At 70.8% G+C, this 25530-nt stretch carries 25 protein-coding genes; 9 read left to right on the forward strand and 16 right to left on the reverse strand.

Going from position 1 to position 25530, the window contains the following annotated elements; genetic code table 11:
- Nucleotides 1–31: 31 nt before the first annotated feature.
- Both M2283_RS25385 and M2283_RS25390 read right to left on the reverse strand, forming a co-directional pair.
- Nucleotides 32–1849: a serine/threonine-protein kinase gene (locus tag M2283_RS25385; RefSeq protein ID WP_280878649.1), complete on the reverse strand. Its 1818-nt coding sequence runs from the start codon at nt 1847–1849 to the stop codon at nt 32–34.
- 103 nt (nt 1850–1952) lie between these two features.
- Nucleotides 1953–2801, reverse strand: a complete 849-nt coding sequence (locus M2283_RS25390; protein ID WP_280878650.1) for a menaquinone biosynthetic enzyme MqnA/MqnD family protein — start codon at nt 2799–2801, stop codon at nt 1953–1955.
- Nucleotides 2802–3097: 296 nt separating this feature from the next.
- On the opposite strand from M2283_RS25390, the gene M2283_RS25395 reads away from it, so the two are divergent.
- On the forward strand, nt 3098–3301 hold the full coding sequence (locus M2283_RS25395; RefSeq protein ID WP_003992177.1) for a cold-shock protein: 204 nt from the start codon (nt 3098–3100) through the stop codon (nt 3299–3301).
- Between the two features lie 155 nt (nt 3302–3456).
- Nucleotides 3457–4110 (forward strand): class I SAM-dependent methyltransferase, encoded by a 654-nt coding sequence (locus M2283_RS25400; protein ID WP_280878651.1) that lies wholly within the window; start codon nt 3457–3459, stop codon nt 4108–4110.
- A gap of 16 nt (nt 4111–4126) precedes the next feature.
- Here M2283_RS25400 and kstD read toward each other — a convergent pair whose 3' ends face one another.
- From kstD to M2283_RS25420, 4 genes are all read right to left on the reverse strand, one after another.
- On the reverse strand, nt 4127–5932 hold the full coding sequence (kstD, locus tag M2283_RS25405) for a 3-oxosteroid 1-dehydrogenase (protein WP_432423121.1): 1806 nt from the start codon (nt 5930–5932) through the stop codon (nt 4127–4129).
- Between the two features lie 119 nt (nt 5933–6051).
- On the reverse strand, nt 6052–7185 hold the full coding sequence (locus M2283_RS25410; RefSeq protein WP_280878652.1) for a sugar ABC transporter substrate-binding protein: 1134 nt from the start codon (nt 7183–7185) through the stop codon (nt 6052–6054).
- Between the two features lie 149 nt (nt 7186–7334).
- Nucleotides 7335–9248, reverse strand: a complete 1914-nt coding sequence (locus M2283_RS25415; RefSeq protein WP_280878653.1) for an AMP-dependent synthetase/ligase — start codon at nt 9246–9248, stop codon at nt 7335–7337.
- A 205-nt stretch (nt 9249–9453) separates the two neighbouring features.
- Entirely contained in the window at nt 9454–10752 is a 1299-nt protein-coding gene (locus M2283_RS25420; protein ID WP_280878654.1) for an acetyl-CoA C-acetyltransferase, read from the reverse strand.
- 100 nt (nt 10753–10852) lie between these two features.
- On the opposite strand from M2283_RS25420, the gene M2283_RS25425 reads away from it, so the two are divergent.
- Nucleotides 10853–12157, forward strand: coding sequence for a 3-oxoacyl-ACP reductase (locus tag M2283_RS25425; RefSeq protein WP_280878740.1), 1305 nt, complete (start codon nt 10853–10855; stop codon nt 12155–12157).
- A complete protein-coding gene (locus M2283_RS25430; protein WP_280878655.1) occupies nt 12157–13056 on the forward strand; it encodes a MaoC family dehydratase in 900 nt (299 codons plus the stop codon). The genes M2283_RS25425 and M2283_RS25430 overlap by 1 nt, the downstream gene beginning before the upstream one ends.
- Nucleotides 13057–13066: 10 nt before the next feature.
- On the opposite strand, the gene M2283_RS25435 is transcribed toward M2283_RS25430, so the two are convergent.
- From M2283_RS25435 to M2283_RS25455, 5 genes are all read right to left on the reverse strand, one after another.
- Nucleotides 13067–13735, reverse strand: coding sequence for a TetR/AcrR family transcriptional regulator (locus tag M2283_RS25435; protein WP_280878656.1), 669 nt, complete (start codon nt 13733–13735; stop codon nt 13067–13069).
- A 78-nt stretch (nt 13736–13813) separates the two neighbouring features.
- Complete coding sequence (locus tag M2283_RS25440; protein WP_280878657.1) at nt 13814–14131, reverse strand: DUF4229 domain-containing protein; 318 nt, start codon at nt 14129–14131, stop codon at nt 13814–13816.
- A 99-nt stretch (nt 14132–14230) separates the two neighbouring features.
- Nucleotides 14231–15394 carry an aminofutalosine synthase MqnE gene (gene mqnE / locus M2283_RS25445; RefSeq protein ID WP_280878658.1) on the reverse strand — a complete coding sequence of 388 codons (1164 nt, stop codon included), beginning with the start codon at nt 15392–15394 and terminating at the stop codon, nt 14231–14233.
- Nucleotides 15395–15441: 47 nt separating this feature from the next.
- Nucleotides 15442–15897 (reverse strand): Lrp/AsnC family transcriptional regulator, encoded by a 456-nt coding sequence (locus tag M2283_RS25450; RefSeq protein ID WP_280878659.1) that lies wholly within the window; start codon nt 15895–15897, stop codon nt 15442–15444.
- A gap of 81 nt (nt 15898–15978) precedes the next feature.
- Nucleotides 15979–16662 (reverse strand): UbiX family flavin prenyltransferase, encoded by a 684-nt coding sequence (locus tag M2283_RS25455; protein WP_280878660.1) that lies wholly within the window; start codon nt 16660–16662, stop codon nt 15979–15981.
- 92 nt (nt 16663–16754) lie between these two features.
- On the opposite strand from M2283_RS25455, the gene M2283_RS25460 reads away from it, so the two are divergent.
- Nucleotides 16755–17369 carry a rhomboid family intramembrane serine protease gene (locus tag M2283_RS25460; protein ID WP_280878661.1) on the forward strand — a complete coding sequence of 205 codons (615 nt, stop codon included), beginning with the start codon at nt 16755–16757 and terminating at the stop codon, nt 17367–17369.
- On the opposite strand, the gene mqnP is transcribed toward M2283_RS25460, so the two are convergent.
- On the reverse strand, nt 17359–18261 hold the full coding sequence (gene mqnP, locus M2283_RS25465; RefSeq protein WP_280878662.1) for a menaquinone biosynthesis prenyltransferase MqnP: 903 nt from the start codon (nt 18259–18261) through the stop codon (nt 17359–17361). The two genes, M2283_RS25460 and mqnP, sit on opposite strands and share 11 nt — an antisense overlap.
- Nucleotides 18258–19715, reverse strand: a complete 1458-nt coding sequence (locus M2283_RS25470) for a menaquinone biosynthesis decarboxylase (protein WP_280878663.1) — start codon at nt 19713–19715, stop codon at nt 18258–18260. The genes mqnP and M2283_RS25470 overlap by 4 nt, the downstream gene beginning before the upstream one ends.
- 75 nt (nt 19716–19790) lie before the next feature.
- On the opposite strand from M2283_RS25470, the gene M2283_RS25475 reads away from it, so the two are divergent.
- Both M2283_RS25475 and M2283_RS25480 read left to right on the forward strand, forming a co-directional pair.
- A complete protein-coding gene (locus M2283_RS25475) occupies nt 19791–20093 on the forward strand; it encodes a PLD nuclease N-terminal domain-containing protein (RefSeq protein WP_280878664.1) in 303 nt (100 codons plus the stop codon).
- 116 nt (nt 20094–20209) lie between these two features.
- Nucleotides 20210–21628, forward strand: a complete 1419-nt coding sequence (locus M2283_RS25480) for a purine-cytosine permease family protein (protein WP_280878665.1) — start codon at nt 20210–20212, stop codon at nt 21626–21628.
- Here the strand turns inward: M2283_RS25480 and M2283_RS25485 are convergent.
- Both M2283_RS25485 and M2283_RS25490 read right to left on the reverse strand, forming a co-directional pair.
- Nucleotides 21601–22191, reverse strand: coding sequence for a hypothetical protein (locus M2283_RS25485; RefSeq protein ID WP_280878666.1), 591 nt, complete (start codon nt 22189–22191; stop codon nt 21601–21603). The two genes, M2283_RS25480 and M2283_RS25485, sit on opposite strands and share 28 nt — an antisense overlap.
- A gap of 55 nt (nt 22192–22246) precedes the next feature.
- On the reverse strand, nt 22247–22582 hold the full coding sequence (locus M2283_RS25490) for an ArsR/SmtB family transcription factor (RefSeq protein WP_280878667.1): 336 nt from the start codon (nt 22580–22582) through the stop codon (nt 22247–22249).
- A gap of 121 nt (nt 22583–22703) precedes the next feature.
- On the opposite strand from M2283_RS25490, the gene M2283_RS25495 reads away from it, so the two are divergent.
- Complete coding sequence (locus tag M2283_RS25495) at nt 22704–23678, forward strand: quinone oxidoreductase family protein (RefSeq protein WP_280878668.1); 975 nt, start codon at nt 22704–22706, stop codon at nt 23676–23678.
- 18 nt (nt 23679–23696) lie between these two features.
- Here M2283_RS25495 and M2283_RS25500 read toward each other — a convergent pair whose 3' ends face one another.
- Nucleotides 23697–24464, reverse strand: coding sequence for a CDP-alcohol phosphatidyltransferase family protein (locus M2283_RS25500; RefSeq protein WP_280878669.1), 768 nt, complete (start codon nt 24462–24464; stop codon nt 23697–23699).
- Between the two features lie 139 nt (nt 24465–24603).
- On the opposite strand from M2283_RS25500, the gene M2283_RS25505 reads away from it, so the two are divergent.
- Nucleotides 24604–25521 (forward strand): transglutaminase-like domain-containing protein, encoded by a 918-nt coding sequence (locus tag M2283_RS25505; protein WP_280878670.1) that lies wholly within the window; start codon nt 24604–24606, stop codon nt 25519–25521.
- Nucleotides 25522–25530: the final 9 nt, after the last annotated feature.

Consider the following 25530-nt stretch of genomic DNA (forward strand, 5'->3'; position numbering starts at 1 on the left):
GGCCCGCCGTCAAGGACCCCGGCCCTCGCCCCTAACCGACCTTCGACATCCGGGACGTCGGATTCCCCTCCGCCTCACTGTCCGACACGTACTTGAGGTCGTCCCCCACCCGCGACAACCGCACCGTGTGCGGCGTCGGATTGCACCCGTCGTGGTTGGAGGCCGCACCGGTCGACGTGGCGACGAGCTCCTTCTTGGTCACCGTCTTCACGGTCAGTACGTCGTTGCAGACGCCGCCGAGCTGGTCGGTCTGGCGCAGGGTGCCCAACTCCTCGCCCTCGCCCGCCTGTCGGACGGCCAGATGGAAGGTGCCGACCGGCAACGTGCCGTCGAGCGCGAGGGCCTGCCCCTCCCAGGTGCCGAGGTAGGAGGCGGGGACGGCGGGCGGGACGGTCTGGTGGGCGGTGGACGGCTCGGGGCTCGGCTCCGCGCTGCCGCCGGCGCTGGAGCTGGGCTTCGGGCTCGCCGAGGAACCGGGCTCGTCGCCCGAAGTGGCCGCCGGTGCCGAGGACTTGGTGCCTGTGTCGCTCGCCTGGTCGTTGTTGTTGCTGCCGTTCGGCATCAGGTCGAACAGGAACACCGACCCCACCGTCACCGCCGCCAACGCCCCCGCGACCGCCAGCGCCACGGTGCAGCTCATCCGACGCCCCCGCCCGCCGTCCCCCGGCGCGGACGACGCCGCCACGGACACGGACAGCTTGCCGGGCCGCTCATCCGCAGGACCGGACGGCACCGCCGTCTCGTGCGGGGTCGCGTCACGCGGCTCGGGAACACCGGTGGGCGCGAATACGGGCGTGGATGTCGGCGCAGCCGTAGGCATCGGCGGAGCCATCGTCGGCGGCGGCCCGAACTGCCCCACGGAATCATTCGACCCCACCGACGGGCTGCTGAACCCCACCGGCCCGGACGCCGCTTCCCTCAGCCCCGCTCCCTCCGGCCCCGTCTCCCCCAGCACCGCCTCAAGATTCAGCAGCTGTACGGCACTCCGGCTCACCTGCTCCACCAGCGCCCCCGGCAGCCACCCGCCCGCCACCAACCGTGCCGCTCCCTCGGGAGCGAGCCGTCGGGCCAGTTCGGGTGGGGTCGGCCGGGCGGTCGGGTCCTTGGCGAGGCACCCCTCCACCACCTCCCGCAACTCGCCCTCCAGCGAGCCGAGTTCGGGCTCCTCGTGGACGACCCGGTAGAGCAGCGCGGCGGACGAGTCGCCCGGGAACGGGGGTTCGCCCGTCGCCCCGTATGCCAGTACCGCGCCAAGAGAGAAGACGTCGGCCGCTGCCGTGGCGCCCTTGCCGAGGATCTGCTCGGGGGACATGTAGCCGGGCGAGCCGATGGAGACCCCGGTCGAGGTGAGGGAGGCCGTGCCGTCGGTGGCGCGGGCGATGCCGAAGTCGATGAGCAGGGGGCCGTCGAGGGTGAGCAGGACGTTGGAGGGCTTCACGTCCCGGTGGACCAGGCCCAGTTCGTGCACGGCGGTCAGCGCCTCGGCGAGGCCCGCGCCCAGGACCCGTACCGAATGGGCAGGCAGGGGGCCGCCGTCGGTCACCGCGCCGGTCAGGGACGGGCCGGCCGCGTAGGCCGTGGCGACCCAGGGGACGGCGGCCTGCGGGTCGGCGTCGAGCACCGGGGCGGTCCAGGCGCCGCCCACCCGCCGGGCCGCGTCCACCTCGCGCCGGAATCGGGCGCGGAACTCCTCGTCGAGGGCGAAGTGCGGGTGCACGATCTTCACCGCGACCGTGCGGCCCCCGGCACTGCGGCCCAGGTAGACCCGGCCCATCCCGCCGGAACCGAGCCGGCCGAGCAGGCGGTAGGGCCCCACGACGGTGGGCTCGTCGACTCCGAGCGGTTGCATGACGTCCACCCCTCCCCCGTAACGAGTAGAAGGGTAGTGCGCCGACGGCCTCCGGAAAGCTCTCCGTCGCCCACGGACCGCCTACTGACGGCCTTCGGACCGCCTACGGTTCCAGCAGATTCACCTTCACGTCCGCCGGGAAGCCCGTCGTCGGGCCCACGCGCCGGGCGAACTCCTGGACGGCCGCCAGCTGGGGGGCGCCGAAGCGGAAGTCGAGGGTGGTGAAGTACTGCTCCAGGACCTGCTCGTCGAAGGCCTCCCAGCGGGCCGCCTGCTCGGCGACCTTGCCGACCTCTTCGAGGGAGAGGTTGCGGGAGGCGAGGAAGGCCTCGTGGACCTTGTGGGTGATCTCCGGCTCGCGCTCCAGGTAGTCGCGGCGGGCCGCCCAGACGGCGAAGACGAAGGGCAAGCCGGTCCACTCCTTCCACAGCGTGCCGAGGTCGTGCACGTCGAGGCCGAAGCGAGGGCCGTCGAGCAGGTTGGCGCGCAGCGCCGCGTCGCCGATCAGGACCGCCGCGTCCGCCTCCTGCATCATCAGGCTGAGGTCGGGCGGGCACTCGTAGTAGTCGGGCTGTACGCCGTAGCGCTCGGCCAGCAGCAGCTGGGCGAGGCGGACCGAGGTGCGCGAGGTCGAGCCGAGGGCCACCCGGGCACCGTCCAGCTGTTCCAGCGGGACCTGCGAGACGATCACGCAGGACATCACCGGACCGTCGCAGCCGACCGCGATGTCGGGGAAGGCGATCAGATCGTCGGCGTTGCGCAGGAACTCGACGAGCGTGATGGGCCCGATGTCGAGCTCTCCCCGGACCAACCTCTCGCTGAGCTTCTCAGGGGTGTCCTTGGTGAGCTCGAAGTCGAGGAGGGTGCCGGTTCTCGCGAGCCCCCAGTACAGGGGCAGGCAGTTCAGGAACTGGATGTGTCCGACGCGCGGCCGGGTGCGAGAATTGTCCACATCGCGAGGCTAGACCCTCGGGAGCGTGGTATGGCGACCGCCCCCACCGGCTCACCGTCAACGCGACACGCCCGGGATCAAACCTTACGGTGACGTGATCTTGGCCTCTATTGCTTTCGGGTGCCTGCATGCTAGGCTCGCCGCAAGTTGCAGTTTGGTTTCCCTTGCAGTACAGAGCCTGCGGAGCATGTAACCGCGGGCTCTAGTCGTTTTCAGACGTATGCAGTAGTGCGGGACTTGTTTTCACACTTGCAGGGTTCTGGAGCAGGGCGACCCTTTGGGCCCAAGGAGGGCTTATGGCTACCGGAACCGTGAAGTGGTTCAACGCCGAAAAGGGCTTTGGATTCATCGCCCAAGAAGGCGGAGGCCCTGACGTCTTCGTTCACTACTCCGCGATCAACGCGTCCGGTTTCCGCTCGCTCGAGGAGAACCAGCAGGTTTCCTTCGACGTGACCCAGGGTCCGAAGGGCCCGCAGGCGGAGAACGTCACGCCGGTCTGATGTGACCTGGGCCATCCGCCCGGCGATCTGAGTATGAGTGCACCACCCAAGGAGCCCCGTGCCGTAAGGCAACGGGGCTCCTGCCTTTGTGCTGCGCGGGCGGACGCGTCGCAGTTCGGAGGCGTTGTCAGTGGTCGTCGATAGCGTCCGGGGGCATGACCGAACCCGACTTCGTCACGGCCACCCGGACGTTCTACGACACCATCGCCGAGGACTACGCCGACCTCTTCCGCACCGAGCTGACCAAGCCCCTGGACCGGGCGATGTTCGCCGCCTTCGCCGACCTGGTGGGGCCGGGCGGACGCGTGGCCGACCTGGGATGCGGGCCGGGGCGGATCACCGCCCACCTCGCCTCCCTGGGCCTGTCCGTCGTCTTCGGGCTCGACCTGTCGGAGTCGATGCTCGCGATCGCCCGGCGCGAGAACCCTGAGCTGCGCTTCGAGCACGGCTCGATGCTGGCGGTGGACCTGCCCGATGGGTCGCTCGCGGGAGCCGTGTCCTGGTACTCGTCCATCCACACCCCTGTGGACGAGCTGCCCGCTCTCTTCGCCGAGTTCCTGCGCCTGCTCGCCCCCGGCGGGTACCTGCTCCTCGCCTTCCAGATCGGCGACGAGCCGCGCCGCCACGACCGGCCCTTCGGACATGACGTGGAGCTGGACTTCCTGCGGCGCCGGCCCGAGCAGGTCGTTCCGCTGCTCCTGGCCGCCGGGTTCACGCCCGTCTCACAGACGGTGCGCGAACCCTGGCCCAACGAATCGACCCCCCAGGCCATCCTCCTCGTCCGCAAGAGTCCCTCCGAGGCTCCCTGAGCCCCCCGAGCCCCCGCTAGAGCACCCCCGCGAGATCCCGCGCCGCGATGTACCCGAACGTCATCGCCGGGCCGATCGTCGAGCCGGCGCCCGCGTAGCTGTGGCCCATCACGGCCGCGCTGGCGTTCCCGGCGGCGTACAGGCCCGGGATGGCGGAGCCGTCGGCGCGCAGGACGCGGGCGCGGGCGTCCGTCACCAGGCCGCCCTTGGTGCCGAGGTCGCCGGGGACGATCCGGAAGGCGTAGTACGGGGGCAGCCACAGGGGCGCGAGGCAGGAGTTCGGGAGGACGGAGGGGTCCGTGTAGTAGTGGTCGTACGCGCTGTCGCCGCGGTGGAAGTCGGGGTCCTTTCCCACCAGGGCCCGGGAGTTGAAGCGGTTGACGGTGGTGCGCAGGGCGGCCGCGGGGACGCCGATGGAGGCGGCGAGGGCGTCGACGGTCCAGGCCTTGTGGGCGGCGCCCGAGCCGTACCAGTCGTCGGGCAGGACGAAGGTCGGGGCGAGGTCCCTGAAGAGGTAGCGGTTGCGGTAGTTCTGGTCGACGACCAGCCAGGCCGGGATGTCGGGGTCGGTGGGGTTGCGGTCGTACATGGTGTGCACGACGTCGCTGTAGGGGGCGGCCTCGTTGACGAAGCGGCTGCCGGCGGCGTTGATCATCAGGCCGCCGGGGAGGGTGCGTTCGGCGAGGCAGAAGTACGGGTCGTCGGGCAGCGGGATCGCCGGGCCCCACCAGGCGTCGTCCATCAGCGCGAGCGCGCCGCCGACCTGCTGGCCGGCGCGGATGCCGTCGCCGGTGTTCTCCTTCGCGCCGACGGTCCAGTCGGTACCGATCGGCTGGCGCTGGTACTGGGCCCGCATGGCCGCGTTGTGCTCGAAGCCGCCGGAGCCGACGATCACGCCACGCCGGGCCCGCAGGAGTCCGGCGGCGCCCGCGCGCGTGACGACGGCCCCGGTGACGGCGCCGCCCTCGACGTACAGGCTGGTGAGCGGGGTGTTCAGCCAGACCGGGACGCCGGCCGTCCGGAGTCCGGCGCGCAGTCCGGCGGCCAGGGACTGGCCCATGGTGAGCGGGGTCTGGCCCAGCAGGGCGGCCTTGGTGCCGCGGGCCAGGCACTCGGCGGCGACGGCGGCGCCCTTGACGCTCACCGCGGCCAGGGAGAGCCATTTGTAGTCGGTGCTGAAGACGACCAGGCCGGCCGGGACGTCCAGGTAGGGCGGGTTGAGATGGGCGAGTTCGGCGCCGAGGATGTTGCCGTCGAGCTGGTCGGGTTCGATGGAGCGGCCGTTCGGGAGGCCGCCGGGGAGTTCGGGGTAGTAGTCGCTGTACCCCTCCATCCAGCGGAAGCGCAGCGGGCTGTTGGCCATGACGAAGGAGATCATCGCCGGGCCGTGGGCGAGGAAGGACTGCTGCCGGGCGGCCGGGACGTCCGGGCCGACGACGGCGGCGAGGTAGGCGGCGGCCTTGGCGGGCGTGTCCGGGACGCCGGCGGCCAGCAGCACCGGGTTGTTGGGGATCCAGATGCCGGCCCCGGACCGGGCGGCCGATCCGCCGAAGGTGGCGGCCTTCTCGACGACCACACAACTCAGGCCCGCCTTGGCCGCGGTGAGCGCGGCGGTCATGCCGGCCGCACCGGAGCCGATGACTACGACGTCGTACGTGCCCAGGAGCGGCGGGTCGGCGGCGGCTGCCGTGCCGACGCCGGCCGCGAGGGCGACGCCGGCCGCCGCCGAGGTGCCGAGCACCTGTCTGCGCGTGGGCCGCCCGCCGCTCCGGGTCGGCCGGGCACGTCTTTCGGGTTCCGTGCGCTCCGTGCTCGTGGACATCTCGGGTTCCTCCCGCCGAACGAGGACAAGGAGACCGGAATGTCGCGCGAGGGTCTTGTGAAGTCAATAACCGGGCGTAGGCGAAATACCCTGCCCTGCACGCCAGTTGATCGCGCGGGCTAGTTGAGGCCGATGTCCGCGCAGTCCGCCGCGAAGGCCGACGTGCAGATGTCCTTGACGGTGTAGACGCCGTCCGCGATCACCGTGTCCTTGATGTTGTCCTTGGTGAGGGCGACCACCGGCACCAGGTTCGCGGCGATGTCCTTCTGGGTCGGGCTGTCGACCCGGTCCTGGGTCAGCGCGTCGAACTCGATGTCGTGGCCCTGCACCTTGGCGACCGCGATCTTCGCCGCGCTGGTGGCCTCCAGCAGGAACGACTTGTACACGGTCATGTACTGCTCGCCCGAGACGATCCGCTGGACGGCGTCCAGGTTCGCGTCCTGCCCGGTGACCGGCGGGATCTTGTCCGCGCCGGCTTCCTTGAGGGCGTCGATGACGGCGCCGGCCATGCCGTCGTTGGCGGAGTAGACGGCGGCGATGTTGTCGAGCCCGATCTCCCGGACGGCTTTGAGCATGTTCGCCTTGGCGGTGGCAGGCAGCCAGCGCGGGGTCTCGTACTCCTTGGCGATGACGACCTTGCCCTTGAGCTCGCTGAGCGCGCCGGCCTTGAAGCTGCCCGTGTTGGGGTCGTTGACGTCGCCGTCCATCATGACGATCTTGCTGGTCGCCGCCTTGTCGCCGAGGGCGGTGACGACGGCCCGGCCCTGCACCTCGCCGACGAGTTCGTTGTCGTGGGAGACGTAGGCGTCGATCGGGCCCTGGGCGAGGCGGTCGTAGGCGATGACCGGTATCCCGGCGTCCTTGGCCTTCTGCACCTCGGCGGAGATGGCCTTGGAGTCCAGGGCGTCCACCAGGACGACGTCCACCTGGTCGTCGATCATCTTCTGGAACTGGCTGCTCTGTTTGGCCACGCTGGCCTCGGCGTTGGCGTAGACGACCTTGCCCTTGCCGTTCGTGAGGGAGGTGACCTGCCGCTTGATGATCGGGTAGTCGAACTTCTCGAAGCGTGCCGTGTCCGTGTCCGGCAGCAGCAGTCCCACCGTGATGTCGTCGCCCTTCGTCGGGGACGAGGAGCTGCCGCCCCCGCTGATGGCGTCGACGGCGCCGCACGCGGTGAGGGAGAGGGCGGTGCTGGAGACGGCCAGCACCGCGGCCAGGCGGCGCAGGGCGGTCCGGCGGGGGGAAGCGTTCACGACGGGGGGCCTTCCGAGCGGGCGGGGCGTGGGGGAGGAGAGCGGTTTCTCAAGGTCCGGAGGGGACGTGTGGAGACCTGAGTGGCCGACAGCCAACCGTCACACGCGTGTTACGTCAAGAAGTTGTCGTAACAAGGCGGCGGAGCTCCTTACTTCGCGTACAAGCCCTCCACATCCGCCGCGAAGTCCTTCATGACCGACTCCCGGCGGAGCTTCATGGAGGGGGTCAAATGGCCTCCCGCCTCGGTGAAGTCGCGGGGCAGGACGGTGAAACGGCGGATGGATTCCGGGCGGGAGACCATCTTGTTGGCCTCGTCCACGGCGCGCTGGAGGACCTGGTGCAACTCCTCGTCATTGACCAGAAGTTCGGCCGGAACCGGATGCTTGCCGTTCATCTGACGCCAGTGGGTGATGCCGTCGAGGTCGAGGGTGATGAGCGCGGAGACGTAGGGGCGGCGGTCGCCCACGACCATGCACTGGGAGATCAGGGGGTGTTGGCGCAGCCAGTTCTCCAGCGGGGCGGGCGCCACGTTCTTGCCGCCCGCGGTGATCAGGATCTCCTTCTTGCGGCCGGTGATCGTCAGATAGCCCTCGTCGTCCAACTGGCCGATGTCGCCGGTCGGGAACCAGCCGTCCGCCGACGCGGGCACCACGCCGCCCGCGTGCGGGTCCCAGTAGCCGCGGAAGATCTGTCCGCCGCTGAGCAGGATCTCGCCGTCGGCGGCGATGCGCACCTTCGTGCCGGGCATGGGCCAACCCACCGTGCCCAGGCGGGGCTTGAGCGGCGGGGTGCAGGTCGCGGCGCCGGTGGACTCGGTGAGGCCGTAGCCCTCGTAGACCTCCATGCCCGCGCCCGCGTAGAACGCGGCGAGGCTGCGGCCCAACGGCGAGCCGCCGCAGATCAGTTGACGGATGCGGCCGCCCATGGCGTTGCGGATACGGCGGTAGACGAGCGGGTCGTAGAAGGTGCGGGCCGTCTTCAGGGCCGTGCTGGGGCCCGACCCTGTGCCCGAGTGGCGGGCCTCCATCGCCTCGCCGTAGCGCCGGGCGACGTTCGCGGCGCGGTCGAACGACGAGGCCCGGCCGCCGCTCTCGGCCCTGGCGCGGGCGCTGTTGTAGACCTTCTCCAGCATGTACGGGATGGCGAGCAGGAAGGTCGGCTTGAAGCTGCCGAGGTCCGCGATGAGGTCCTCGGACTGGAGGCTCGGCGCATGGCCGAGACGGACCCGGCCGCGGATGCAGGCCACGGCCACCATGCGGCCGAAGACGTGCGACATGGGGAGGAAGAGGAGGGTGGCGGGCTCGTCGGAGGTCTTCGACTTGAAGACGGGGTAGAGGAGTTCGATCGCGTTGTCGACCTCGGCCAGGAAGTTGGCGTGCGTCAGCACACAGCCCTTGGGGCGGCCCGTGGTGCCCGAGGTGTAGATGACGGTGGCGAGGGTGTCGGGGACCAGCATGCCCCGGCGCACGGATATCTCCTGGTCGGGGACGGGCTGTCCGAGCTCCGCCAGCCGGTCCAGATGCCCCTTCTCCACGATCCACATGTGGCGCAGGTCGGGCAGCCGGTTGAGCTCCGGGCCGAGCGCCGCGGCCTGTCCCGCCGTCTCCGTGACCAGGGCGACCGCGCCGGAGTCCTGGAGGATCCAGCGGGTCTGGAAGACCGAGGAGGTCGGGTAGATCGGGACGGTGACCAGGCCGGCCGCCCACGCGGCGAAGTCGAGCAGCGTCCACTCGTAGATCGTCCGGGCCATGACGGCGATCCGGTCGCCGGGCACCAGCCCCTCCGCGATCAGCCCTTTGGCCAGGGCCAGCACCTCGTCCGCGAAGCCGGCCGCCGTCACATCGGCCCAACTCCCCTCCGCCGTACGGCGGCTGAGCACCCGGGCCTCGGGCGCCGCGGCCGCGTTGTCGAACGGCAGGTCCGCGAGCGAGCCGTGGGTGGACGGCGCGACCAGCGGGGGCACGGACACCTCCCGCACCACCCCGTCCAGGCGCACGATCTCGGGTTCCACGAGCTGGGGCACACCGTCGTAGTCGGCGGCGGACGGGTAGGGCACGGACATGGCAGCTCCTGGGGCGCGCAGCTCGGTACCGCTCTGCTGCTGTGGTACGGACATCGCGTACCAATACGTTCACCGGCGGCGTGCGGCGGGGGAGTTACCGGCGGTCAGGTTCGCGATGGTACGGGGCCCACATGGGGGGTTGGTAAGGGTTCGACGATGATCCGGAGCCGGGCTTGTGCAACATCGGGGGTTATGTGACAAGTGCTCACGTTCGCTCCAGAACGGCCGTCACCCCCTGGCCGCCCGCCGCGCACACCGAGATCAACCCGCGCCCGGAACCGCCCCGTTCAGCCAGCAGCTTCGCCAGGGTCGCCACGATACGGGCCCCGGTCGCCGCGAACGGATGGCCGGTGGCCAGCGACGACCCGGCCACGTTCAGCCGACTCCGGTCGACCGGCGCGAGACCCCGCTTCTCCCAGGCCGCGAGCGTCGCCAACACCTGGGACGCGAACGCCTCGTGCACCTCGACGAGGTCGAAGTCGTCCATGGCCAGCCCCGTGCGCTCCAGCATCCGCGGGACCGCGTACGCCGGTGCCATCAGCAGCCCGTCCTCGCCGCCCACGACATCGCCCGCCACGAAGTCCACGGCCGCCGTCTCGTACGCCGTGAGGTAGGCCAGCGGCTCCAGGCCCCGCGCCTGCGCCCACTCCTCGGAGGCCAGCAGCACGGTCGCCGCCCCGTCCGTCAGCGGGGTCGAATTGCCCGCCGTCATCGTCGGCTCGGGCGCGTCGAGCCCGAACACCGGCTTCAGGGACGCCAGTTTCTCCACCGTCGAGCCCGGCCGCAGGTTCTGGTCGCGGGCCAGGCCCCGGAACGGGACCACCAGGTCCTGGAAGAAGCCCCGTTCGTACGCCGCCGCCAACCGCTGATGACTGGCCGCCGCCAACTCGTCCTGCGCCTCGCGCGCGACGCCCCAGGCCCGTGCGGTCACCGCCGCGTGCTCGCCCATCGACAGACCGGTGCGCGGCTCGGCGTTGCGCGGGATGTCGGGGACCAGATGGCCCGGGCGGATCCGGGACAGGGCCCGCAGCCGGGCGCCGGCCGACTTCGCGCGCCGGGTCTCCAGCAGGATCCGGCGCAGCTCGTCGTTGACGCCGAGGGGCGCGTCGCTCGCCGTGTCGGCACCGCCCGCGATGGCCGACTCGGTCTGACCGAGGGTGATCTTGTTGGCGGCGGCGATCACCGCCTGCAGCCCGGTACCGCAGGCCTGCTGGATGTCGTACGCCGGAGTGCGGGCGTCCAGCCGGGAGCCGAGGACCGTCTCGCGCGCGAGGTTGAAGTCGCGGGCGTGCTTGAGCACCGCGCCGGCCACGAACTCGCCCACGGCGCCCGGCCCGTCGAGCCCGTATCGCTCGACCAGCGCGTCCAGGGTCGCGGTCAGCATCTCCTGGTTCGACGCGGTGGCGTAGGGGCCGTCGGAGCGCGCGAACGGGATACGGGCGCCGCCGATGATCGCCACGCGGCGCGTTCGCGGGGATGCGAGGGGATGCTCAAGAGGGCTCATCTCGACCGGTTCCTCACCTGTGACATAGGCTTACCTACGGTAACCTTACTCCAGAGTAAGCAGCGTGGACCCGAGTGTGGGCCTCAGTGGGGAGATGGACATGGCGGACCGCTATCTGAGCTTCACCGGCACCGCACCCGGCCGTTTCCTGACCCGCCGCCTCGGGCTGCCGCAACCGGCCCCGCTGCGCCGCTGGTCCCCCGCGACTCCTACCCTGACCGGCGGCCTGCGCCACCTCACGGCCGGCAAGTCGGACCTCGACCTCGAACCGGTCCTCGCCCGTACGGAGTTGGCGGACGGGCCCGCCGACGAACCGGCCGCCGTCGTCCTGGACGCCACCGGGGTACGGGACGTCGAGACCCTCGCCGAGGTGCACGCGGCCCTCCACCCCGTCGTCCGGTCGATCGCGAGCAGCGGCCGGATCGTCGTGCTGGGTGCGCCCCTCGACGCCGGTGACCACCACCAGGCCGCCGTCCAGCAGGCGTTGGAGGGGTTCGTGCGCTCGCTCGGCAAGGAGATCGGGCGGGGCAGGACCGTGAACCTCGTCCGCCTCACCGACGCCCCCGCCGCCGAGTCGACCCTCCGCTTCCTCCTCTCCCCCGGATCCGCCTACGTCAGTGGCCAGGTGATCGCCGTCGACGCCGGCCCGGTGACCCAACCGGCCGACTGGGAAAGGCCGTTGACCGGACGCACCGCACTGGTCACCGGCGGCGCGCGTGGGATCGGCGAGGCGGTCGCCGAGACACTGGCCGAGAGCGGTGCCAAGGTCGTCGTACTCGACGTACCGCAGGCCGAGCAGGACGCTCGGCGCGTGGCCGAACGGCTGGGCGGCAGCGCACTCCTCCTCGACATCACGGCGCCGGACGCGGGCGAGCGGATCGCCGCGGCGCTCCCCGACGGGCTGGACGTCCTCGTCCACAACGCGGGCATCACCCGGGACCGCCGACTGGTCAACATGCCTGCGGACAGGTGGAGTTCGGTCCTCGACGTCAACCTGGCGAGCGTGCTGCGGACGACGGACGCGCTGCTCGCTGCGGGCGCCCTGCGCGAGGGCGGACGGATCGTCGCCACCGCCTCGATCGCCGGCCTCGCGGGCAACGCCGGGCAGACGAACTACGGCGCCAGCAAGGCGGGCGTCGTCGGCCTGGTCCGCTCCCTCGCCCCGCGCGCGCTCGCCGAGCACGGGGTCACCGTCAACGCGGTCGCGCCCGGCTTCATCGAGACGAAGATGACGGCCGCGGTCCCCCTCTTCATCCGGGAGGCGGGCCGCCGCATGAACTCCCTCGCCCAGGGCGGCCTGCCCGTCGACGTCGCCCGGACCACGGCCTGGCTCGCGCACCCCGCCTCGGGCGCGGTCAACGGACAGGTCGTACGGGTCTGCGGCCAGAGCCTGTTGGGGGCGTGATGCCGGAGTCCGTCGGGAGCGTGACGTCCGTGGCCCTCGCGCAGTCCCCCGCGCTCGGCCCACTACTCGCCCGGGGCGCCCTGCTCTCCCCCTTCAAACGGCCGCGCCCGGACGCGGAGTTCTCCCACGACCGCCTCGTGCTGCCCGCCCCACGCATCGACCTCGCACGACTGGCGGCCTACGAGCGGGTCTGCGGCTTCGCGACCGGCGACGACGCGCTCCCCCTCACCTACCCGCACGTCCTGGGCTTCCCGCTGGCCATGCGCCTGATGAGCGCCCGGGACTTCCCACTGCCGCTGCTCGGCCTCGTCCACACCTCGATCGACATCACCCGCCCCGGGGCTCTGCCGGCCACCGGCGAGTACGAACTCGCCGTGCGCGTCGAGGGATTGGCCCCGCATCGACGCGGCACCGAGGCGACGGTGGTCACGGAGTTGTCGGGTGGCGGGGAGGTGGTGTGGGAGTCGCGGAGCACGTATCTGGCCCGGCACCGGACGTCGGGCGAGGCGGGGTCGGAGGGGCCGGCACTTGAAGGGCTGGGGTCGGTCGCCGGCCAGCCGCCCCACGCGCCCCTGCCCGCCGTCGCCGAGTGGCAGCTCGCCGGGGACGTCGGCCGGCGCTACGGCGCCGTCTCCGGGGACCGCAACCCGATCCACCTCCACCCGCTCACCGCCCGCCTGTTCGGCTTCCCCCGGGCCATCGCGCACGGCATGTGGACGGTGGCCCGCTGCCTCGCCGCGCACGGGACGCCGGACGCGGTGCGGGTGCGGGCCGGGTTCCGGGCGCCGGTGCTGCTGCCGGGGACGGTGACGTACGCGGCGGACGGGGGACGGTTCGAGTTGCGGGGCGCCGGGGAGCGGGTGCACGTGTCGGGGACGGTGACCCCGCTCGGGCCGTGAGCGAACGGGACTACTGAGCCGTAGCCGAACCCGTCGCCGCGGCCGGCGGTTGCCAGGGTCGGCTCTCCATGAGGTTGCCGAGGCCCGCCCAGGCGAAGTTCATCAGGGTGGCCGCGGCCTGGCGGGCCGTGACGCCGGGGGTGGCGTTGGCCCAGGCGGCGAGGGACTCGGCGGCGCCGACGAGGGCCTCGGCCAGGCCGGCGACCTCACGTTCGGGCAGGTCGGGGTCGCGGTGCGCCTCGCGGGCGGCGACGACGATGAGCTGGGTGACGAACGCGACGATCTCCTCGCGCATCGCCGTGACCTCGGACGCGAACGGTTCACCATGGGTCCGGGCCTGGAGGTGCAGGACCGACCAACCCTCCGGGTTCTGCGCGGTGTGCGTGAAGAACGCCCGCAGCCCTTCCCAGAGTTGGCGGTCGGCGGGCAGTTCCCGGCGCACTCCGGCCCGTACCGCCTCCACCAGCGCCTTCGCCTCGCGGCGGATGCACGCGGTGAACAGGTCTTCCTTCGAGTTCAGGTACAGATACACCAACGGCTTGGACACGCCCGCGAGTTCGGCGATCTCGTCCATCGACGCGGCCATGTACCCGCGCTGCCCGAAGGTCCGAACGGCGGCGTCCAGCATCTGCTGTTCACGGACCGCTCGCGGCATCCGCTTGGTCTTCACGGCACCCATGAGGCACACACTAGTTGGCGGCGGCGCCGAGCAACCCTCCCGCGAACCGCCCGACAGGACCCACGCGGCTCACGCGGCTCACGAAGCCTGCGGTGCCTGTCCCTGCGCCCCCTGCGCCGGCGCCGAGTCGTCCTCCACGTCCTCCTGGCTGCGGTTCGCGTCCAGGTTGGCCTTCATCCGGTCCACCCGCTGGACGACCTGGACGGAGGCGCGGTCGCGCTCCTTGCGCAGCACCACGAAGCTGATCGGGGCGGAGATCAGCAGGGCGAGCAGGACGACCCACATGCCGTTGGACTCGCCGAGGCCGCGCGGGAAGACGCCGGAGTAGACGAGGCCCCAGACGACCACGAGGCAGCCCGCGAAGACTCCGAGGCGCATCAGCGTGTAGCGGAACATCTCAATCCACTCTTCCGATTCGAACTGTCCGAACGTCCCAAAGGGGCACCATTCAGTGAAGCACGCCCCACCGGCGATCTTGCAGGGGGTGGGCCCGGTTCAGACCCGCATCGGCTGCGGCGACTCGCGACGTGCCGGGTCCGGACCGTCGTACTCGCGGATGATCTCGTAGCGCGTGTTCCGCTCCACCGGACGGAAGCCCGCGTCGCGGATCAGGTCCAGCAGGTCCTCGCGGGTCAGCTTGTTCGGCGTGCCGTAGTTGTCGGCGTCGTGCGTGATCTTGTACTCGACGACCGAGCCGTCCATGTCGTCCGCGCCGTGCTGGAGGGCGAGTTGGGCGGTCTGGACGCCGTGCATGACCCAGAAGACCTTGACGTGCGGGACGTTGTCGAAGAGGAGCCGGGAGACCGCGAAGGTCTTCAGGGCTTCCGCACCGGTGGCCATCTGGGTGCGGGCCTGAAGGCGGTTGCGTACCTTCCCGTCCTTCACGTCCACGAAGTCGTGCTGGTAGCGCAGCGGGATGAAGACCTGGAAACCGCCGGTCTCGTCCTGGAGTTCACGCAGCCGCAGGACGTGGTCGACCCGGTGGCGCGGCTCCTCGATGTGGCCGTAGAGCATGGTGCACGGGGTCTTGAGCCCCTTCTCGTGCGCCAGGCGGTGGATCCGCGACCAGTCCTCCCAGTGCGTCCGGTGGTCCACGATGTGCTGGCGGACCTCCCAGTCGAAGATCTCGGCGCCACCGCCGGTCAGCGACTCCAGGCCCGCGTCGATCAGCTCGTCGAGGATCTCGGAGGCCGAAAGACCGCTGATCGTCTCGAAGTGGTGGATCTCGGTCGCCGTGAACGCCTTGAGCGACACGTCCGGCAGCGCGGCCTTCAACTCCCGCAGGGAGCGCGGGTAGTAGCGCCACGGCAGGTTCGGGTGCAGGCCGTTGACGATGTGCAGCTCGGTGAGGTTCTCGCCCTCCATCGACTTGGCGAGCTTCACCGCCTCCTCGATGCGCATCGTGTACGCGTCCTTCTCGCCCGGCTTGCGCTGGAAGGAGCAGTAGGCGCAGGACGCCGTGCACACGTTGGTCATGTTGAGGTGGCGGTTGACGTTGAAGTGGACGACGTCGCCGTTCTTCCGCGTCCGCACCTCGTGCGCGAGGCCGCCGAGCCATGCCAGGTCGTCCGACTCGTACAGCGCGATGCCGTCCTCGCGGGACAGCCGCTCGCCGGAGCGGACCTTCTCCTCCAGCTCGCGCTTGAGCCCGACGTCCATACCCACACCTTTCTCAGAATCCCGAACCAACCGTACGCCCACGCCGCTCACTCCTCTTCGGGCAGCTCTCCGACCCGGTTCTCCCACTTGGTGGAGAGCACGATGGTGGTACGGGTGCGGGAGACGCCCTTGGTCCCGCTGAGCCGCCGGATGGTCTTCTCCAGGCCGTCCACGTTGGTGGAGCGCACCTTGAGCATGAACGAGTCGTCGCCCGCGATGAACCAGCAGTCCTCGATCTCGGAGAGGTCCTTCAGCCGCATGGCCACGTCCTCGTGGTCGGCGGCGTCGGACAGCGAGATGCCGATCAGCGCGATGACGCCGAGGCCGAGCGAGGCGGAGTCGACGGTGGCGCGGTAGCCGGTGATGACACCGGCCGCCTCCAGCCGGTTGATGCGGTCGGTGACGCTGGGTCCCGACAGTCCGACGAGGCGCCCCAGCTCCGCGTAGGAGGCCCGGCCGTTCTCCCTCAGGGCCTGGATGAGCTGCCTGTCCACCGCGTCCATGCGATCGAAGCCTTCCGCTGAGAAGTTCCTGAAGTGATGAGGGGTACTGCCTGACGAGAGGTACTGCGTGCCGCGGGTGGCTCAGTCGGTACGGCCCCCGCCGCCCAGCTCGCCTTCCCAGCGGCGGTACAACCGGTGTTCGACGCCCGCCGCGTCGAGCACCCGTCCGGCGACGAAGTCCACCAGGTCCTGGATGTGGGTGGCGCCCGCGTAGAAGGCGGGCGAGGTGGGGACCACGACGGCGCCCAGGTCGTCCAGGGTCACCAGATGACGCAGGGTCTGTCCGCCCAGAGGAGTCTCCCGTACGGCGACGACGAGCGGCCGGCGCTCCTTCAGCGTGACGCTCGCCGCCCGCTGGAGCAGGTCCTTGGACAGCCCGAGCGCGACGCCGGCGACGCACGCGGTGGAGGCGGGCACGATCAGCATTCCCTTGACCGGGTACGACCCCGACGAGGGCCCGGCGGCGAGGTCCCCGGCGGGCCAGTACCGCACCCGCTCCAGGTCGGCGTCGAAGGCACCCGGCTTCCCGTCGGCCCCCCGCGTCAGCCATTCCCGCAGGTCGTCCCGCCAGTGCGCGTCCCGGAAGGCGATCCCGGTCTCGTCCAGGAGCGTGAGCCGCGAGGCCCGGCTGACCACCAGGTCGACGCTCTCGCCGGCCGCCAGGAGTGCCCGCAGCACGGACGCGGCATACGGGGTGCCGGAGGCGCCGGACACCCCTACGATCCAAGGCGTACGCGGCGCTTCTCCTGGCTTGACTGGGTTCACGCCCCCGAGCCTATCCGGCACCGCGGGCCGGGAACCGGCCAAGGGGGTCCGACCGTTCTTCCAGGGGGAACGGGTGGGCAGTGGGGGGTGTCATGGGTACCGAGCTGAACGGGTCGCGCGGCTGGTCACGCGGCGACCGTGCGAAGACCGCGGCCAAGGTGATGGTGGGCTGGGTCGCGCTGCTGTGGCTGCTCGAAGTGATCGACGCGGCGAGCGGCCACGCACTGGACGGCCTGGGCATCACGCCACGGACGCCCTCCGAGTTGATCGACGTCGTCCCGGCGGCATTCATCCACTTCGGCTTCGCCCATGTGGCCGCGAACACCGTGCCACTCCTCGTCATGGGCTTCCTCACGGCCCTGGGCGGCCTGCGCCGGTTCGCCGCGATATGCGCGGTGATCATCGTGGCCGACGGCCTCGGTGTCTGGCTCATGGCCCCGGCCCACACCAACACCGCGGGCGTCTCCGGCCTGATCTTCGGCCTCTTCGGCTTCCTGCTGGTCACCGGCTTCGTGGAGCGCAAGGCGCTGGGCGTCCTGGTCGGCCTCGTCGTCGGCGCGGTCTGGGGCACGTCGATCCTGATAGGCCTCGCCCCGACCCAGTCGGGGGTCAGCTGGCAGGCGCACCTGATCGGCCTGGTCTCAGGCGTGGCGACGGCGTTCTGGCTCGGCCGCCGCACCCCGGCCGCTCCCGCGCTTATACGGTGAGCCCGCGCACCAGCAGATCAAGCAGCGCGCACACGAACAGGGCGATCCCGATGAAGCCGTTGACGCTGAAGAACGCCCTGTTCAGGCGGGACAGGTCGTGCGGGCGCACGATCGAGTGCTCGTAGACGAAGGCGCCGGCGACGATCATCAGGCCGAGCCAGAAGAACGTACCGGCGTCGGTGGCGACGGCGTACCAGATGAGGAGGCCGGTCGTGAGGGCGTGGCAGACACGCGCACCGTGGATCGCGGCCGGGATGCCGAAGCGGGCCGGGACCGACATGACGCCGATCTCGCGGTCGGTGTCGACGTCCTGGCAGGCGTAGATCAGGTCGAAGCCGCCGATCCAGATGCCGACGGCGAGCCCCAGGATCACCGCGTCCCAGGACCACTCACCGGTGATCGCGAGCCAGCCGCCGATCGGGCCCATGGCCTGGGCGAGACCGAGGATGGCCTGCGGGAAGTTCGTGAACCGCTTGCCGTAGGGGTAGATCACCATCGGCACGACCGCGATGGGGGCGAGGGCCAGGCAGAGCGGATTGAGCAGGGCGGCCGAGCCGAGGAAGACCACGACCGCGACCAACGCGCCCGTCCAGGCGTGCTTCACCGACATCGCACCGGTCACCAACTCGCGGTGCGCCGTACGCGGGTTCCGGGCGTCGATCTCCCGGTCGATGATCCGGTTCACCGCCATCGCGAACGTACGCAGACCCACCATGCAGATGGTCACCAGCAGCAGCCGGCCCCAGTGGATGTTCCCGTCCATCCGGAACATCGCGGTGAGCGCGGCGATATAGGCGAAGGGCAGGGCGAAGACCGAGTGCTCGATCATCACCAGCCGCAGAAAGGCTTTCGTGCGTCCTGGCTGCGGGATCGCGGCGGAGGCGCTGCTCACAGGCCGTACTCCTTCCACCGGCGGTCGACCGTCGCCGCCGTCTCGGGGTCGGACACCACCATGTCGGGCCAACCGCCGTCGCGCGTGTAGCCCTCCTCGGGCCACTTCCTGGTGGCGTCGATTCCTGCCTTGCCGCCCCAGAACTGTTGGTAGGAGGCGTGGTCGAGGTGGTCGACGGGGCCTTCGACGACCGTGAGGTCGCGGGCGTAGTCCGTGTTGCCGAGGGCCCGCCAGGCGACCTCGTGGAGGTCGTGGACGTCGCAGTCGGAGTCGACGACCACGATCAGCTTCGTCAGGGACATCATGTGGGCCCCCCAGACAGCGTGCATCACCTTTTGGGCGTGCTTGGGGTATTTCTTGTCGATCGAGACGATCGCGCAGTTGTGGAAACCGCCCGCTTCCGGCAGGTGGTAGTCCACGATGTCCGGCACGATGATCTTGAGGAGGGGGAGGAAGAACCGCTCCGTGGCGCGGCCCAGCGGTCCGTCCTCCGTCGGGGGGCGGCCTACGACGATCGACTGAAGCAGCGGTCGCTTCCGCATCGTCACGCAGTCGATCGTCAGCGCGGGGAAGGGCTCCTGCGGGGTGTAGAACCCGGTGTGGTCGCCGAACGGCCCCTCCGGCAGCATCTCCCCCGGCTCCAGCCAGCCCTCGATCACGACCTCCGCCTGCGCCGGCACCTGGAGCGGCACCGTCTTGCAGTCGACCATCTCGATCCGCTTGCCCGCGATGAACCCGGCGAAGAGGTACTCGTCGATGTCACCGGGGAGCGGGGCCGTGGAGGCGTACGTCACGGCCGGCGGGCAGCCGAAGGCGATCGCGACCGGCAGCCGTTCGCCGCGCCGCGCCGCCACCTGGTAGTGGTTGCGGCTGTCCTTGTGGATCTGCCAGTGCATGCCGATGGTGCGCTTGTCGTGGCGCTGAAGGCGGTAGAGGCCGAGGTTGCGGATCCCGGACTCGGGGTCCTTGGTGTGGGTGAGTCCGAGGTTGAAGAAGGAGCCGCCGTCCTGCGGCCAGGTGAAGAGGGCGGGGAGCCGGTCGAGGTCCACGTCGTCCCCGGTCAGGACGACCTCCTGCACCGGCGCGTGGTCGCCCTTCACCTTCTTCGGCGGTACGTGCGTCATCGCGCCGAGCTTCCCGAAGGCCTCGCGCACCCCGATGAACCCCTGCGGCAGTTCGGGCCGCAGCAGTCCGCCGATCTTGGCGCTGATCTCCCCGTACGACTTCAGCCCCAGGGCCTTCAGCAGTCGCCGGTCGGTGCCGAACACGTTCATCGCGAGGGGCAGGTCGGAGCCCTTCACGTTCTCGAAGAGCAGGGCGGGGCCGCCCGCCTTCTGCACCCGGTCGACGATCTCCCCGATCTCCAGATACGGGTCGACCTCGGCCTTGACGCGCTTGAGGTCGCCCTCGCGTTCCAGTGCCCTGAGCAGGGAGCGAAGATCGTCGTAAGCCATGCGTCCCAGTATCGGCCACCCGCTACCCTGACCCCGTCACCGGGGCCGCCCCACCCGTAGGGAGAACGCACGATCATGCTCAGGTATCTGCCCTTCCTGCTGGTCCTGGCGCTGTGGATCTACGCCTTCATCGACTGCCTCAACACGCCCGAGGAGCAGGTGCGCAAGCCGCTGCCGAAGGTCGCCTGGGTGATCGTCATCCTGCTCTTCGGCGAGGTCCTGGTCGGCCCGATCGCCTGGCTGGTGGCCGGCAAGAAGCGCACCGCGCCCGGCGCGGGCCCCGCACAGGGCCGCTGGGTCGCGCCGGACGACAACCCGGAGTTCCTGAAGTCGCTCGACGAGGACGACCACAAGAAGGACGACCGCACGCAGGACTGACCGGCGACGGGCACCGGCCCGACGAGGGCGACCTACAGGTTGTACGCCGCCGAGCCCCTCGAAGCGGACAATGCGCCCCTGTGCCGGGAACGGTCGGAACCGGACACTTACCTCGCATGACGACTGCACCCGCCGACTCCACCGGCACCCTCGCCCCCGAATACGGTGACAAGGTCATCGCCGTCGAGACGGCGGGCTCCGAACCGATCCCCGACGCCGAACGCCACGGCAGCCCGCTCCAGTTGCTGTGGACCTGGGCGTCTCCGAACATCGAGTTCGCGACGGTCTACATCGGCGTGATCGCGGTCCTCTTCTTCGGGCTGAGCTTCTGGCAGGCCACCGGCGCCATCGTCCTCGGCACCGCGTTCGGCGCGATCACGCAGGGTTTCCTCTCCCTGGACGGGCCCCGGTTCGGCGTGCCGCAGATGGTGATCGGCCGGTTCTCCTTCGGCTTCCGCGGCAACATCCTGCCGTCCGCGGCCAACGGCCTGGTCGCGGGCGTGGGCTGGTTCGCGGTGAACAGCGTGAGCGCGGCCTTCGCGCTCAACACCCTCACCGGACTGCGCCCGTTGCCCTCGCTGCTCCTCGTGGTCGTCGCCGAGATCCTGATCGGCTTCATCGGCCACAACTTCGTGCACACCTTCGAGAAGTACGCCTTCCCCGCCCTCGCGCTGATCTTCCTTCTCGCCGGCGTGTGGACCTTCAAGGACGCGGACCTCACCGGAGGCGGCACGGGCGGCGGCATCGGCGGCTTCCTGCTCGCGTTCAGCGCGGCCTGGGGCTACGCGGCCGGCTGGAACCCGTACGCCTCGGACTACTCCCGCTACCTGCCGCGCACGGCGAACAAGCTGAGGACCGTCCTCTACCCGGCCGTCGGCCTCTTCGTCTCCGTCACCCTCGTCGCGGTCATCGGCGCGGCCTCGGCGACCCTCGTCGCGCCCGAGGACGCCACCCCGACGGCCGCCTTCACCGGTCATCTCCCGGGCTGGCTCGGCGACTTGGTGCTGATCGCCATCATCCTCGGCGCGGTCTCGGCCAACGCCCTCAACGTCTACTCCGGCGCGATCTCCATCACCGCGCTGGGCCTCGACCTCCCGCCGTGGCTGAGCCGCAGCGTCCTGGTCGTGGTCTCGGGCATCGCCGGTACGGCGGCGGCGTGGGCGTCGCTGTCCGACGCGGGCGCGGCCTACGAGGCGTTCCTGCTGGTCATCGCGTACTGGGTGGCACCCTGGCTGGGCGTGGTCCTGGTCGAGCGCCGGCTCCGCTCCGGCACCCCGGACGCCGAACTGGCCCCCCGCCTGACCGACCGCTCCTTCACCAACTGGCCGGGGCTGGCAGCCCTGTTGACCGGCGTCGCCGTGTCCGTCCCGCTCTTCTCCAACCAGGAGGACTACGTCGGCTACGTACCGAAGCACTGGCCGTCCTTCGGTGACATCACGCCGGTCGTCGGCTTCGTGCTGAGCGCGGCGGTGTACGCGGGGCTGTGCGCGGTGCGACGACCCAAGTCTCAGCCGGCGTCGAGCAGTTCGGCCTGATCGGCGTACTCGACCTTGATGTACCGGGCGTTCTCTGCCCCGTACGCCTTTTTCATGATCGGCTCGGCCTTGTCGGGGTCGTCGACCCCGACCCGGACGAACCCCCTTTCGTCCACGCCGACTTCGCGCATCCGGAAGCTGCCGTCCCAACGGCTCATGTCGTCGCCGATGCGGTCGGAGAGCTTGTTCAGCGTCTTCCGGCTGATGTCGGTGTCGTGCAGCCGGAGGGTCACGCCCTTCACGGCCGCGTCGCAGACGGCGGCGTCGAAGGCGTCGGAAGGGATGCGCCAGATGTCGGCGGCGGAGTCGTCCTCGTCCACCGAGAGGCCGGTGTAGACGGCGGCGTAGCGCTTCTGCGCGAGGTTGTCGACGTGGACGACGACCCGCATCAGCGGCGTGCCGTCGTCGCGGTCGGGAAGGCTGCCGACGGGTTGGTGACCCACGCACACGGTGGGGCCGCTGATCTCCGGCGCCGTCGAGACCCTCACCCCCTCGCCGCCGCACGCCTGGACCGCGCCCAGCGCCAGCACCACGGCCACGCCCGCCGACACGCGATTCCTCATGCCCTGCCCCCCTCCGTCCGACTCGTCACTGTGACGCCGGACCGGGGCGGGACGTTCAGCCCCGTCGCATGTCGTCGCGCAGGACCAGCGCGAGCAGCCCAGGGAAGCGGGCCTCGAACTCGGCGCGGCGCAGCCGGTTGACCCGCCGGGGGCCTTCGTCCCGCTGCTCCACCAGGCCGGCCGCGCGCAGGACGGCGAAGTGGTGGCTGAGGGCCGCCTTGCCGACGGGCACGTCGAAGGTGCCGCAGCTGCGCGACCAGTCGGCGGAACCGGCCAACTCCCGTACCAGCTGCGCCCGTACGGGGTCGGCGAGCGCGGCCAGGGCCGTGAGGACGGGGACGCCGTCGGGATGGGTGTGTTCGGGGGCGGCCCGATGACTGGTGCCGGCCATGGCGTCCGTGTCCTTCCCTGTCCGTCCACTCCGCTTGCCGAGTGTTCGACGAAAACCATACAGTGGCGAGTGTTCGCTTTTCATGGAACACTCGAACACTCTTCGACGGGACAGGTGCGGCATGCGCGCGATCGAGATCCAGGAGTACGGCGGTCCCGAGGTGCTGAAGATCGTCGAGGTGGACGCCCCCGAGCCCGGCCCCGGACAGGTCGGCATCGACGTGTCATACGCCGGGATCAACTTCGCCGACCTCAAGGCGCGGGAGACGGGGTACCGGGTGCCGGCGTTGCCCTTCCGGCCGGGCCTTGAGGTCTCCGGGCGGGTGCGGGCCCTCGGCGAGGGCGTCACGGGTCTGACCGTCGGCCAGGAGGTGACGGCCCTGACCGAGGGCGGTGCCTACGCGGACGTGACCGTCGCGGACGCGGTGACCGTCTTCCCGCTCCCGTCCGGTGTCGACCTGCGGACGGCGGCCACGCTCCCGACGGTGCTGCCGACGGCGTACGCCCTCGTGCACACGGTCGGCCGGCTCCAGCCCGGCGAGACGGTGCTCGTGCAGGGCGCGGCGGGCGGAATCGGCACGGTGGTGGGCCAGTTGGCGAAGGCAGCGGGCGCCGGGGCGGTGTACGGCGTGGTGTCGAGCGAGGCGAAGGCGGCGTACGCGCGGGAGTACGGATACGACGAGGTGTTCGTCGGTGACTTCGAGGCGGGCGTGCGGGAGGCGACCGGTGGGCGCGGGGTCGACCTCGCCCTGGACCCCGTCGGCGGCGACACCCTCCGGTCCTCCCTCGCCTCCCTCGCGGTCTTCGGGCGCCTGGTCTCCTTCGGCAACGCGGGCGGGGCGCCGGCCTGGACGGTCGGGCAGCCCGAGCTGTACCCGCGCGGCCTGTCGGTGGCGGGCTTCTCGATCCTCACCCTCGCCCAGACCGACCCGGCGGCGCTGCGGGAGCTGACCGGGCGGGCCTTCGCGAAGGTGGCGGACGGGACGGTGACCTTGCCGGTCACCGCCGAGTTCGGACTGACGGAGGCGGCGGAGGCACACCGGCTGATGGGCACGCGGACCAGCACCGGCAAGCTGCTGCTGCGGGTGGCCGACTGAGCGCCCCGCAGCGGGACTTCAGCGCAGTCGCGAGGACGACAGGATCGACAGCAGGTGGGCCGGGACCATCACCCAGGTGATGACGGCGAGCGCGCCCAGGGCCCAGCGGGTCGGTTCGATGCCGTCCGTGAGCGTGTCCGCGACCGCGGCCACCAGCAGGACCAGCGAGGCCTCGATGCCGTTGGTCACGCGGTGGATCTTGAAGGCGGCGGCGAGACGGCGGACGTTCGCCACGCCCTGGGAGCGGGGGCGGGTCGACTCGTCGTCGACGACGCCGAGACCCCGGCGGGCACGCGCCACGTCCACCAGGTCCGTCGAGGCCTTCAGCAGGACGACGCCCAGCGCGGTGGCGATGCCGATCGACAGCCAGCCCCCGACGCCCGATTCGGCGGCCCGGTAGCCGGCGCCCGCCATCAGCGCCGCGTCCGCCAGATAGGCACCGAGCCGGTCGACGTAGATGCCCGCCGCGCTGTTCTGCCCCTTCCAGCGGGCGACTTCGCCGTCGACGCAGTCGAAGAGAAGGAACAACTGCATGAGAATCACGGCGAGTACGGCACCCGTCAGACCCGGGATCATCAGCGCGGCCCCGGAGGCCACCCCGCACGCCACCATCGTCCAGGTCAGCTGGTCGGGCGTGACCGGCGTGCGCACCAGTTGCCGGGTGAACCGCAGCGAGACGCGCCGCATGTACAGCCGGCCCGCCCAGTGTTCGCCGTTGCGGCTCGCCAGCTTGGCCTGCGGCTGGCAGACCTCCCGCAGCTCCTCCAGTACCGGAGCAGCACCCATGACCGTTCCTCCACACCACACCTGGGGTTCAACTGCCGCACACGCGACGGTGATCGGCACAGGTTAGTCGACCCTCGCCCCGCCTCATTCCTTCGCCCCCCTGGACAATTCGCCCCGAATTTTGACAGCGTGACGCGACATGCCCCTCGACTTCTACGCCACCCACAGCACCTTCTCCGACCCCGGCGAACTGGCCCACCGCTACGCCGACCTGCCCCACGACCCCGCCCAACTCGCCCGCATATCGCGGGACTTGGTGATCCACCGCATGGAGGGCGGCCTCTTCGGCCACACCCACCCAACCGACCGTCTGCACAACGACGCCGAGACCCGCTACATCGACGACATCCTGCGGATCATCGTCGAGCGCGACGACGCCCCCCTCAGCCAACGGCGCGAGCCCGGAGACCGGTTCGTCGGGACCTGCCGGGACTTCTCACTCCTGCACTGCTCGTTCCTGCGGCACATCGGCGTCCCCGCCCGCATCCGCTCCGGCTTCGTCGACTACTTCGACCCGAACGGCCCGAGCGCCTTCCACAACGACCACGTCGTCACCGAGTACTGGGACGAGCAGCGTGGCTGGCTCCTCGCCGACGCCGAACTCGCCGACCCCTTCATGACCGACCACTGGAAGATCGACTTCGACCCGATGGACGTGCCCCGCGACCGTTTCCTCGTCGCGGGCGAGGCCTGGCGGGCGATCCGGGAGGGCGGCGCCGACCAGGAGGCCTTCGGACTCCACCCGCCGCACGAAGGCCCCTTCTGGGGCGAGTGGTTCGTCGCCGGCAACATCCGGCTCGACCTCGCCGCGCTCAACAAGGTGGAGACGCTCCTGTGGGACGTATGGGGAGAGGGAGAGGAAGAAGGGGGCGAGCCCGGGGGGCCGCTCTCGGAACCCGCCCGGGAGTTCTTCGACCGTGTCGCCCCGGTCGTGAGCGGTGACGTCTCCTTCACCGCGGCCCGCGAGCTGTTCGCCAAGGAGGACAGCCTGCGCACGCCCAACACCGTGACGTCCTATGCCCCGTTCAACGGGCCGAGCCGCGTCACCCTGCGCTGAGCCCTGACC

It is taken from the genome of Streptomyces pseudovenezuelae (genome assembly GCF_029892565.1).
In the GTDB taxonomy this organism is placed as follows: domain Bacteria; phylum Actinomycetota; class Actinomycetes; order Streptomycetales; family Streptomycetaceae; genus Streptomyces; species Streptomyces pseudovenezuelae_A.

Coding starts and splice junctions, on each gene's coding strand:
- M2283_RS25385 (WP_280878649.1), bottom strand. CDS start 1,849: ATGCAACCGCTCGGAGTCGACGAGCCCACCGTCGTGGGGCCCTACCGC.
- M2283_RS25395 (WP_003992177.1), top strand. CDS start 3,098: ATGGCTACCGGAACCGTGAAGTGGTTCAACGCCGAAAAGGGCTTTGGA.
- M2283_RS25400 (WP_280878651.1), top strand. CDS start 3,457: ATGACCGAACCCGACTTCGTCACGGCCACCCGGACGTTCTACGACACC.
- kstD (WP_432423121.1), bottom strand. CDS start 5,932: ATGTCCACGAGCACGGAGCGCACGGAACCCGAAAGACGTGCCCGGCCG.
- M2283_RS25415 (WP_280878653.1), bottom strand. CDS start 9,248: ATGTCCGTGCCCTACCCGTCCGCCGCCGACTACGACGGTGTGCCCCAG.
- M2283_RS25420 (WP_280878654.1), bottom strand. CDS start 10,752: ATGAGCCCTCTTGAGCATCCCCTCGCATCCCCGCGAACGCGCCGCGTG.
- M2283_RS25425 (WP_280878740.1), top strand. CDS start 10,853: ATGGCGGACCGCTATCTGAGCTTCACCGGCACCGCACCCGGCCGTTTC.
- M2283_RS25430 (WP_280878655.1), top strand. CDS start 12,157: ATGCCGGAGTCCGTCGGGAGCGTGACGTCCGTGGCCCTCGCGCAGTCC.
- M2283_RS25435 (WP_280878656.1), bottom strand. CDS start 13,735: ATGGGTGCCGTGAAGACCAAGCGGATGCCGCGAGCGGTCCGTGAACAG.
- M2283_RS25440 (WP_280878657.1), bottom strand. CDS start 14,131: ATGTTCCGCTACACGCTGATGCGCCTCGGAGTCTTCGCGGGCTGCCTC.
- mqnE (WP_280878658.1), bottom strand. CDS start 15,394: ATGGACGTCGGGCTCAAGCGCGAGCTGGAGGAGAAGGTCCGCTCCGGC.
- M2283_RS25450 (WP_280878659.1), bottom strand. CDS start 15,897: ATGGACGCGGTGGACAGGCAGCTCATCCAGGCCCTGAGGGAGAACGGC.
- M2283_RS25460 (WP_280878661.1), top strand. CDS start 16,755: ATGGGTACCGAGCTGAACGGGTCGCGCGGCTGGTCACGCGGCGACCGT.
- M2283_RS25470 (WP_280878663.1), bottom strand. CDS start 19,715: ATGGCTTACGACGATCTTCGCTCCCTGCTCAGGGCACTGGAACGCGAG.
- M2283_RS25475 (WP_280878664.1), top strand. CDS start 19,791: ATGCTCAGGTATCTGCCCTTCCTGCTGGTCCTGGCGCTGTGGATCTAC.
- M2283_RS25480 (WP_280878665.1), top strand. CDS start 20,210: ATGACGACTGCACCCGCCGACTCCACCGGCACCCTCGCCCCCGAATAC.
- M2283_RS25485 (WP_280878666.1), bottom strand. CDS start 22,191: ATGAGGAATCGCGTGTCGGCGGGCGTGGCCGTGGTGCTGGCGCTGGGC.
- M2283_RS25490 (WP_280878667.1), bottom strand. CDS start 22,582: ATGGCCGGCACCAGTCATCGGGCCGCCCCCGAACACACCCATCCCGAC.
- M2283_RS25495 (WP_280878668.1), top strand. CDS start 22,704: ATGCGCGCGATCGAGATCCAGGAGTACGGCGGTCCCGAGGTGCTGAAG.
- M2283_RS25500 (WP_280878669.1), bottom strand. CDS start 24,464: ATGGGTGCTGCTCCGGTACTGGAGGAGCTGCGGGAGGTCTGCCAGCCG.
- M2283_RS25505 (WP_280878670.1), top strand. CDS start 24,604: ATGCCCCTCGACTTCTACGCCACCCACAGCACCTTCTCCGACCCCGGC.